A 9830-nucleotide genomic window follows, 5' to 3' on the forward strand; every position below is an offset into this window, starting at 1 on the left:
CTCGATTGACCCGCAGTTCGAGGGCAACCCCTTGCTTCTGGTTGGTTTGTCCTTCGCAGATGCGCAGGGGCGCTCACAGGTGATCGCGGTCGACGATGGCCAGCCTGAGCCGTCCATCGAGGCGTGCGGCGAGGTTCTCCCGACCTATGTCCAGGCGGAACCACCGAGTGCTTCGGACCCGACGTGCGACGCAGACGGCGAACTGACCGTTCCTGCCGACACGGACGAGATCACGTACGACTCAGAGCCGGGCGGTACTGGCCCTGGCGACTACGTCGTGACCGCAACAGCCGCGGAGGGCCTTACGCTCACCGATGACGGCATCTTTGAGATCACGGTCGAAGAGCAGCTCAGCGGCGACGAGTGCGCCGAGATCGAGGACGAGGAATTGGCTTTGCTGCCGGATACGGGTGGCGAGCCGATGTGGATGTTCCCGGTTGGTGGCGCGATGGCGCTCGGTGGAGTGCTGTTGCTCCGTGCCACGCGGCGCACTGCAACGACTGAGATGGGCGGTTCGGGCAGCCCGGGTCACTCGCTCGCCCTGGTGCCGAGACTGATGAAAGAGCCAGTCAAGGTGCTGAAGGAAGCTCCTGCACGGGTCTCGACTTCGACATCAACTCAGGTCAGATCCGAATGGGCGGCAGTCGCAGGCGGACTGGCGCTGGCAGCGCTTGCGGTCTACTTCCGTAGCCGCTTCCGTTAGCTGCAACGCAAAGGCAAGAGGGGAGTCGTCCGAAAGGGCGGCTCCCCTCTTCACGTGTGCGCGCGACAAGGGTGGGTGTCACCCCGTAAGCGCGTAAAGATCGCATCAAGAGTCGTTAGCGCTTCGTCAACGCCCGCGAACTCGGGTGTTTGCGGGTGTGACATGGACGCATGACCTTCGATTCAGTCATCTCGCTGGTGATCGTGATCGGCTTGCTCGGATATCTCGTAGCGGCCCTGATCTTCCCTGACCGGTTCTGAGAGGCGCATATGTCTGACACCACCGCCGGGCTGCTGACCATTGCAGCCCTCGTCATTCTGCTCGCCTCGGTCTACGTACCGTTCGGCGACTACATGGCGCGCGTCTTCACCAACCCCAAGCATTGGGGCGTCGAGAAGCGCGTCTACCGCCTGCTCGGAGTCAATCCCGACGCAGAGCAGACCGCTCGCTCCTACACCTACAGCGTGTTGGGCTTCTCCCTCGTCAGCGTCGTCGCGCTGTTCGCGATCCTGATCGGCCAGCAAGCGCTGCCGTTCGACCGCGACCTGCCCGGCATGCCGTGGGACATGGGGCTCAACACCGCGATCTCGTTCGTGACCAACACCAACTGGCAGTCGTACGGCGGCGAGTCGACTCTCGGCTTCAGTGCCCAGATGGGCGGACTCGCGGTCCAGAACTTCCTGTCAGCGGCTGTCGGCATTGCGGTCGCTGTCGCCCTGATCCGTGGCTTCGTCCGCTCACGCAGCGGTGAGCTCGGCAACTTCTGGGTCGACCTCGTACGTGGCACGCTACGCATCCTGCTGCCGGTCGCGTTCATCGGCGCGATCTTGCTCATCTCGCAAGGTGTCATTCAGAACTTCGCGGATCACACGGTGCAGACGATTAACGGCGGGTCGCAAGTCATACCCGGCGGCCCAGTGGCCAGTCAGGAGTCGATCAAGGAGCTCGGCACCAACGGTGGCGGCTTCTTCAATGCCAACTCGGCGCACCCGTTCGAGAACCCCAGCCCGTTCTCCAACCTGCTCGAGATGTTCCTGATCCTGCTCATCCCCATTTCGTTGACTCGCATGCTCGGCACCATGGTTGGCAGCCGCAAGCAAGGTCTGTCGATCCTCGGCGCCATGACCTTCCTGATCGCCGCGTCCGTGACGATCACGACCTGGGCCGAGGCGAGTGCGCGATCGCAGGCGGGCAAGCTGGCCGGAGCAGCGATGGAGGGCAAGGAGACGCAGTTCGGTGAATGGGCGTCAGCGCTCTGGGCTGTGCTGACGACCGGTACTTCCACCGGCGCAGTCAACTCGATGCACGACTCGTTTACGCCCACTGGTGGCGGCACGGTGCTCGTCAACATGATGCTCGGTGAGGTCTCACCGGGCGGTGTCGGCGCAGGCATTTACGGCATCCTCATCATGGCGATCCTCACGGTGTTCATCGCCGGACTCATGGTCGGGCGCACGCCGGAGATCCTGGGCAAGAAGATCGGCACGAAGGAGATGACGTACGTCGCTCTCTACGTGCTGAGTGTCCCGGCGCTCATCCTGATCGGTGTCGGAACGGCTATCGCGCTCAACAGCACGCCGGACGCCATGGCAAATCCAGGCGGCCACGGCTTCAGTGAGGTCGTCTATGCGTTCACGTCGGCGGCCAACAACAACGGCAGCGCATTCGCTGGCATAACCGTCACATCGACGTTCTTCCAGATCGCTCTGGCGCTCGCCATGCTGCTCGGTCGCTTCATCCCGATCGTGCTGGTGCTCACGCTGGCAGGATCACTCGCCAAGCAGGGCAAGGTGCCGGCGACGGCCGGCACTCTGCCCACTCACACACCACTGTTTGCCGGCCTTCTCGTCGGCGTGATCCTCCTGATCACCGGCCTCACGTTCTTCCCGGCACTCGCGCTCGGACCTCTCGCGGAGGCCCTTTCATGAAAGACACAGCCATGACACTGTCCACCCTTCTCTCGCAGCTGCCATCGGCACTGCGGAAGCTGGACCCACGCCACCTGTGGCGCAGCCCGGTGATGTTCATCGTGTGGATCGGCTCAATGATGACCACGGTCATTGCGATCACCGACCCCTCGGTGTTCGCCTGGGTCGTCGCAATGTGGTTGTGGCTCACGGTGATCTTCGGCAATCTCGCCGAGGCTGTCGCCGAGGGTCGCGGCAAGGCGCAGGCGGCGTCTCTGCGGGCGGCGCGTACGGATGTCACGGCTCGGCGGATCAACGCCGCGGGAGTCGAGGAGTCGGTCGCGGGCACGCAGCTTCGCAAGGGCGACCGAGTGGTCGTCGAGGCGGGCGAGACTATCCCTGGCGACGGTGACGTCGTCGAAGGCGTCGCTTCTGTCGACGAGTCGGCGATCACCGGCGAGTCCGCGCCCGTCATCCGCGAGGCAGGCGGCGACCGCTCGGCCGTCACCGGCGGCACGAAGGTGCTGTCGGACCGAATCGTCGTGCAGATCACGTCGGCGCCCGGTGAGACATTCATCGACCGGATGATCGCGCTCATTGAAGGCGCAACGCGCCGTAAGACACCCAACGAGATCGCTTTGTCGATCCTGTTGGTGAGCCTGACAATCGTGTTCCTGCTCGCCGTCGTCACGCTGCGGCCGATGGCGGACTACGCCGGAGCTCCACAGAGCACGCTGGTGCTCGTTGCTTTGCTCGTATGTCTCATCCCGACGACGATCGGCGCGCTGCTCAGCGCTATCGGAATCGCCGGCATGGATCGCCTCGTACGCGTCAATGTGCTCGCGATGTCTGGTCGCGCGGTCGAAGCAGCCGGCGATGTGAGCACACTGCTCCTCGACAAGACGGGCACCATCACGTACGGCAATCGCCGCGCGTCGGAGTTCGTACCGGCCGAGGGCGTCACCGCCGACCAGCTGCGCGATGCGGCCCGGCTCTCGAGCCTCGCCGACCAGACGCCGGAGGGTCGCTCGATTGTCGAGCTCGCCCTGGCTGAGGGCGCCGACGACTCGGATCTGCCCGTAGGCGCGGAGTCTGTCGAGTTCACCGCCCAAACGCGCATGTCAGGCGTCGATTTCGCCGATGGTCGCACCGTACGCAAGGGCGCCGGATCGTCGGTCGCCGCCTGGGTGGGCAGGGAGATGGATCCCGGCGTCCGTATGTCGATCGACGCGATTGCCGGAAACGGAGGTACACCACTTGTGGTGGCCGAGTCAGACGCAAACGGCTCGAAGGTGCTTGGCGTCGTGCACCTGAAGGACGTCGTCAAGGAGGGGATGGTCGAACGGTTCGCAGAGCTGCGTCGTATGGGCATCCGCACCGTGATGATCACGGGTGACAACCCGCTGACCGCCGCCTCGATCGCCAAGGAGGCGGGAGTCGACGACTTCCTCGCCGAGGCGACGCCCGAGGACAAGATGAGACTCATCCACAAGGAGCAGGAGGGTGGACGGCTCGTCGCGATGACCGGCGACGGTACGAACGACGCCCCCGCACTCGCCGCGGCTGACGTGGGTGTCGCAATGAACTCAGGCACCTCGGCAGCCAAAGAGGCCGGCAACATGGTCGACCTCGATTCGGACCCGACCAAGCTCATCGACATCGTCGAGATCGGCAAGCAGCTGCTCATCACGCGCGGCGCCCTGACGACGTTCTCAATTGCCAATGATGTTGCGAAGTACTTCGCAATCATCCCCGCGATGTTCCTGGTGGCCTACCCGTCACTGGACTCGCTCAACATCATGCAGCTCGCGACACCGAAGTCGGCGATCGTCTCGGCAGTGATCTTCAACGCCTTGATCATCGTGGCGCTGATCCCTCTCGCGTTGCGGGGTGTGAAGTTCCGCGCTGCGTCGGCCGAATCGGTCCTTCGTCGCAACATCTTGGTCTACGGCCTCGGTGGCGTCATCGCACCGTTCGTCGGGATCAAGCTCATCGACCTCGTCGTCTCGACCATCCCAGGAATCGGATAACTCATGTCAACTTTCATTCGTCAGTGCTTCGTCGGACTCAAGGTCCTCGTCGTCATGACTGTGGTGCTCGGCGTCGCATATCCCGCAGCCGTTTGGGGGGTGGGCCAGGTCGCATTCAACGACAAGGCGAGTGGTCAGATTGTGAGTCACCAGGGCGAGGATGTCGGTTCTGCGATCATCGGTCAGGACTTCAAGGTCGAGGATGCCCAGTGGTTCCACGGTCGACCGTCCGCGTCCGAGTACGACGGGCTCGCCTCGGGAGGCTCCAACCTCGGCGGGTCCAATCCTGATCTGCTCAGGGCGATCACGGAACGTCAGCAAGCAGTTGCGGACGCGGAGGGCGTCTCGGTGGGCGAGGTACCCGCCGACGCTGTGACCGCATCGGGTTCAGGACTCGACCCCTACATCTCGCCGGAGTATGCCGCGCTGCAGATCGAACGCGTTGCCAAGGCGCGCAACCTCTCGGTGGAGGCCGTCCGCAAGCTGGTCGACGAGCACACGTACGGCCGCCAGCTCGGATTCCTCGGCGAGGCCAAAGTCAACGTGCTGGAGCTGAACCTGGCTCTCGAACGAGGCTAGCCACAGGTGCACACTGAAGAGGTGGCAATCCCACCCGCTGAGGGCGAGTCGAGGCAGCGAGGCATCCTGCGGGTGTACCTCGGTGCCTCGCCCGGCGTTGGCAAGACGTTCGCGATGCTCGATGAGGGCCAGCGTCGCAACTCGCGCGGGACTGACGTCGTGGTCGGATATGTCGAGACCCATGGCCGAGTCCATACGGCCGAGCAGGTGGCTGATCTCGAGATCGTGCCACGTCGGCGCATCGACTATCGAGGCACCTCGCACGAGGAGCTGGATCTCGCTGCGATCCTTGTCCGAAATCCCGAGGTTGTCCTGGTCGATGAACTGGCCCACACCAATGTCCCCGGCGCCGAGAACGAGAAGCGCTGGCAGGATGTCGAGACTTTGCTCGATGCCGGGATCTGCGTCATTACCACGGTCAACATCCAGCACCTGGAGTCGCTGAACGACGTCGTCGAGTCGATCACCGGGATACGTCAGCGCGAAACGGTGCCCGACAAGATCGTGCGTCAGGCCGATGCGATCGAGCTCGTCGACATGAGCCCCGAGGCACTGCGGCGCCGGATGGCGCACGGCAACATCTATTCCGCAGACAAGATCGATGCGGCTATGTCCCAGTTCTTCCGCGAAGGCAATCTCACGGCCCTCAGGGAGCTGGCCCTCCTGTGGCTTGCTGACCGCGTCGACGAAGGTATGGATCGCTACCGCGACCAGCATCAGATCGACTCGACCTGGGCTGCGCGGGAGCGACTGGTCGTAGGCGTGACTGGCGGTCCGGAGTCGGAGGTTCTGCTTCGGCGAGCGGCTCGAATCGCCTCGCGTACTGGCGGTGGGGCGTGGATGGCGCTCTACGTGACCCGCGGCGACGGTCTGGTTCAGATGGACCCCACACGTCTGCACAAGCTCCACGCAATGACGGAAGACATGGGCGGCAGCTTCCACACTGTCGTCGGGGATGACGCTGCAACCGCGATCCTCGACTTCGCTCGCGCCGAGAATGCGACCCAGATCATCATTGGTGCGAGTCGCCGCGGACGGGCATCGACGCTGATCAATCCGGGAATCGGCGAGATCGTGATTGCCGAGTCGGGAGATATCGACGTCCACATCGTCACGCACGACCAGGCACGCCGCAAGAAGGGCAACGTTCGCGCGACGCCCGAGCTAGGTCGACGCCGTCGCATCCTCGGCTATGCGGTCGGTGCCGTCGGACCATTCGTTCTTTCAGGGCTTTTACTGATCACTCCCGACTTCCACGGACTACCAACGGAGTCGCTGTTCTTCATGGGCCTTGTCGTCGCGACGGCTCTGATCGGCGGCCTCCGCCCGGCGGTCGTTCAGGCCCTCGTGAGTGGCTTCTGCCTCAACTTCTTCTTCACCCCGCCGACCGGAACGATCACGATCGCCAGCGGAGAGAATGCCTTCGCGCTCGTGCTGTTCGTCATCGTCGCGATTGCCGTGTCGTCCGTGGTCGACCTGGCGGCGCGACGCACGGCGCAAGCTGAGAAGGCCAGCGCGGAGGCAGACGCTCTGACAGTGCTCTCGCACAGCCTGCTCCACGCCCACGACTTCCCGGAACTGCTGGCAAGTGCCTGCGAGCTGTTCGGGATGCGCGGTGCAGCGATCATCGGTGCCGGAGACGAGGTACGCAAGGCGTATGGCGCACCGATCGCGACACTTGCTGATGCAGATGTCAGCGTGAAGATCGACGGCGCAACACGGCTCGCGCTCGTCGGGCGACCTCTGCCTGCGGCTGACCGGCGACTCCTGAAGGCCTACGCGGCACACGCTGCCGTGATCGGCGAACGGCGACGAGCGGCCGCCGAGAGCGGGGAGCGACGCACCTTGGAGGAGGCAGACCGTACGCGTACGGCGCTGCTGGCTGCCGTTTCGCATGACCTCCGCTCGCCGCTCGCTGCTGTCAAAGCGGCGATCGGCAGCTTGCGCAATACCGACATCGACTGGTCGGCCGAAGATGAGGAAGCACTGCTCGCGACCGTCGAGGAGTCGGCTGACCGATTGGACGACCTCGTCGCCAATCTGCTCGACATGAGTCGCCTGCAGATGGGCGCGGTCAAGGCGCACGTCGATGAGGTCGAGGTCGAAGGCGTCATTCGAAGCGCTGTGTCGTCGCTGCCAGGCAGTGAACGTATCGAGGTGAGCGTCGATCCCGCGGCCGCACTCATCGCGGCCGATGCGGGCCTGCTTGAGCGGGTGGTAGCCAACCTTGTCGCCAATGCGCTCAGCTATGCGCCCGATGACACCCGCGTGCGCATTGACGCATCGGCGTCGGCTGGCCGCGCGCTCATACGTGTGGTGGATACAGGTCCCGGCGTCCCGGCCGCCGAGCGCGATCGGCTGTTCGAGCCGTTCCAGCGTCTCGGCGACATCCCCCGGGGTGAAGGTGTCGGGCTCGGATTGGCGGTCGCGCGCGGATTGACCGAGGCGATGGGCGGTACGTTGTCCGCCGAGGACACGCCCGGCGGAGGGCTGACGTTTGTCGCTGACCTCCCGCTGAGTGCCTCAGATGGAGATGAGAAATGACGTTCGTGCTCGCGGTCGATGACGACCCCGCGATCCTGCGCACGCTTTCGATCAATCTGCGCGCCCGAGGTTACGACGTCGAGACGGCGGGAGATGGCCGCTCTGCTTTGCAGATCGTCGACGAGCGGATGCCGGACGTCGTCATCCTCGACCTGGGTCTACCTGATCTCGACGGAGTCACGGTCTTGAAGCGGCTGAGGTCGTACGGGCAGGTGCCTGTCGTCGTTCTGTCGGCTCGACACGAGTCTGATGACAAGGTGGAGGCGCTCGACGAGGGTGCCGACGACTACGTCACGAAGCCGTTCGATATCGAGGAGCTGCTTGCGCGAGTACGGGCGGCAATTCGGCGCAGCGGGGGCGACGGCTTGTCTCTCGTCATCGAGGTCGGAGACGTCCATCTCGACATCACTGAGCGCAGGGCGTCGCGCGGCGGTGCAGAAGTGCGGCTGACTCCGACCGAATGGCACATCGTCGAGGTGCTGGCGCGTAGCGGCGGACGCCTCGTACGCCAGGCTGACCTACTGCATGAGGTGTGGGGGCCCGGCTACGACCGGGAGACCAACTATCTGCGTGTCTACCTGGCGCAGCTGCGGCGAAAGCTCGAACAGGATCCGTCGCGCCCGACGATCTTCCTGACCGATCCCGGCATCGGCTATCGACTCGTCACCTGAGACTATTCGTCGTCGCTCTTGACCATGCCGCGGTGCGCGGAAAGAAGCTCAATCTCCGGCCGACCGGCCATAAAGTTGTCGACGGAGTCGAGCACATCGATCACGTGCTTGCTGTCGGTGGCGACAACACTGACACCGATGCCAGCTCGGCGATGGAGGTCAAGCGAGTCGCTCTCGGCCACGGCGACGGTGAACGTACGCCGTAGGTCGGCGACCAGCGGCCTTACGATCGAGCGTTTCTCTTTGAGGGAGTGCACGTCACCGAGCAGGACGTCGAACTCGATCCAGCCAATCCACATGAGTTCGATCATGTCAGGATCGAGTTGTGTCGACCCAGCTGATCCGATTGACCGTCTCATGCGTGATCCTCGGGATCGGCGTGGCCATGCTGCTGATCGCAGCGCTCGGCTCGGATGGCTACTCCACAATGGTCAACGGCCTGTCGATCGCTTTTGACGTGAAGTTCTGGGTCGTCAATCTCGTCGTCGGAATCCTGCTGGTGTTGATGGCGTGGGTACGCGGCCTCAAGCCGGGGATGGGAACGATCGTCCAGCCACTCGTCGTTGGCTTCGTTGTGTCGGGTCTGCTTGACGCATTCGACGAGCCGGACAGCATGTGGATCAGGATCGCGCTACTCGTCCTGTCATTCCCTGTGGTGGCCGTCGGCGTGGCGGGCTATCTCGCGGTCGATGCCGGTGCAGGACCGACTGAGGCGGCAGCGCTCGCGTTCGACCCGCCTGTCCCGTTCAAGTGGAGCTACAGCGTCGTACAGGGTGGCGGTGCGCTGCTCGGCTGGCTCTGTGGTGCCGCGATCGGACCGGGAACCGTGATGGTGATCTTCCTTCTCGGCCCGATGGTCGACTGGCTCTCGGCGCGATTCGCGGTCCTGTCGATCGCGCGCGTGAACGACTGAGCCGGTCAGGCGCAATCGACGCAGGTTCGGGCGATCGGCCTGGCATCGAGGCGCGCTGCAGGGATGGCTTGCCCGCAGCGCTCGCATACGCCGTAGGTCCCCGACAGCACTCGTTCGCGCGCCGACTCGATCTCCACCATCCGAAGCTCGGCCTGCTCGATCAGAGCGCCGACCTGTGATCGCTCGAATGCGACCGTCGAGCCCTCCGGATCGTGCTCGTCATCGGCGTTGGAGTCCGCGGATGCAGCGACGATGCCGTCGAAATCGGGGCGCAATGCCATCAGCTGATCGCTGGCAGCTCGGTGCTCCTCGTCGAGGCGAGCGAGGTGATCAGGCATACGTCAGACCCTATGTGCCCCGCCCGACGGTTCCGGGCAGAGCAAAGGCCCCGTTCGGCGAGGAACGAGGCCTTCACAGTGCGGCATCAGGGACTCGAACCCCGAACCCGCTGATTAAGAGTCAGCTGCTCTGCCAATTGAGCTA

The 9830-nt window shown here is 64.2% G+C and carries 10 protein-coding genes and 1 tRNA gene; 8 read left to right on the forward strand and 3 right to left on the reverse strand.

What is annotated here, in order from left to right:
• From V6M39_RS11245 to V6M39_RS11275, 7 genes are all read left to right on the forward strand, one after another.
• Window positions 1–703: LPXTG cell wall anchor domain-containing protein (locus V6M39_RS11245; protein WP_332643909.1), on the forward strand; the 703-nt coding region annotated here is incomplete at its 5' end.
• Window positions 704–873: 170 nt separating this feature from the next.
• A complete protein-coding gene (gene kdpF / locus V6M39_RS11250) occupies window positions 874–963 on the forward strand; it encodes a K(+)-transporting ATPase subunit F (RefSeq protein ID WP_332643910.1) in 90 nt (29 codons plus the stop codon).
• A gap of 9 nt (window positions 964–972) precedes the next feature.
• On the forward strand, window positions 973–2631 hold the full coding sequence (kdpA, locus tag V6M39_RS11255; protein ID WP_332643911.1) for a potassium-transporting ATPase subunit KdpA: 1659 nt from the start codon (window positions 973–975) through the stop codon (window positions 2629–2631).
• Window positions 2628–4640, forward strand: a complete 2013-nt coding sequence (gene kdpB / locus V6M39_RS11260) for a potassium-transporting ATPase subunit KdpB (protein WP_442880779.1) — start codon at window positions 2628–2630, stop codon at window positions 4638–4640. Before kdpA ends, kdpB begins: the two co-directional genes overlap by 4 nt.
• A 3-nt stretch (window positions 4641–4643) precedes the next feature.
• The gene (kdpC, locus tag V6M39_RS11265) at window positions 4644–5219 is read left to right on the forward strand and encodes a potassium-transporting ATPase subunit KdpC (protein WP_332643913.1); all 576 of its coding nucleotides are present in this window, start codon (window positions 4644–4646) and stop codon (window positions 5217–5219) included.
• 21 nt (window positions 5220–5240) lie between these two features.
• Entirely contained in the window at window positions 5241–7763 is a 2523-nt protein-coding gene (locus V6M39_RS11270) for a sensor histidine kinase KdpD (protein WP_332643914.1), read from the forward strand.
• Complete coding sequence (locus tag V6M39_RS11275; RefSeq protein WP_332643915.1) at window positions 7760–8434, forward strand: response regulator transcription factor; 675 nt, start codon at window positions 7760–7762, stop codon at window positions 8432–8434. The genes V6M39_RS11270 and V6M39_RS11275 overlap by 4 nt, the downstream gene beginning before the upstream one ends.
• A 2-nt stretch (window positions 8435–8436) precedes the next feature.
• Here V6M39_RS11275 and V6M39_RS11280 read toward each other — a convergent pair whose 3' ends face one another.
• A complete protein-coding gene (locus tag V6M39_RS11280; protein ID WP_332643916.1) occupies window positions 8437–8745 on the reverse strand; it encodes a DUF503 domain-containing protein in 309 nt (102 codons plus the stop codon).
• Window positions 8746–8759: 14 nt separating this feature from the next.
• Here V6M39_RS11280 and V6M39_RS11285 point away from each other — a divergent pair, with 14 nt between their 5' ends.
• Window positions 8760–9347 carry a YczE/YyaS/YitT family protein gene (locus V6M39_RS11285; RefSeq protein WP_332643917.1) on the forward strand — a complete coding sequence of 196 codons (588 nt, stop codon included), beginning with the start codon at window positions 8760–8762 and terminating at the stop codon, window positions 9345–9347.
• 5 nt (window positions 9348–9352) lie between these two features.
• On the opposite strand, the gene V6M39_RS11290 is transcribed toward V6M39_RS11285, so the two are convergent.
• Together V6M39_RS11290 and V6M39_RS11295 are read right to left on the reverse strand one after the other, a co-directional pair.
• A complete protein-coding gene (locus V6M39_RS11290) occupies window positions 9353–9685 on the reverse strand; it encodes a TraR/DksA family transcriptional regulator (protein WP_332643918.1) in 333 nt (110 codons plus the stop codon).
• Window positions 9686–9767: 82 nt separating this feature from the next.
• Window positions 9768–9829 (reverse strand) — tRNA-Lys (locus V6M39_RS11295).
• Between the last annotated feature and the right edge of the window lies 1 nt (window position 9830).

The sequence above is a fragment of the Aeromicrobium sp. genome (genome assembly GCF_036675695.1).
Lineage (GTDB): Bacteria > Actinomycetota > Actinomycetes > Propionibacteriales > Nocardioidaceae > Aeromicrobium.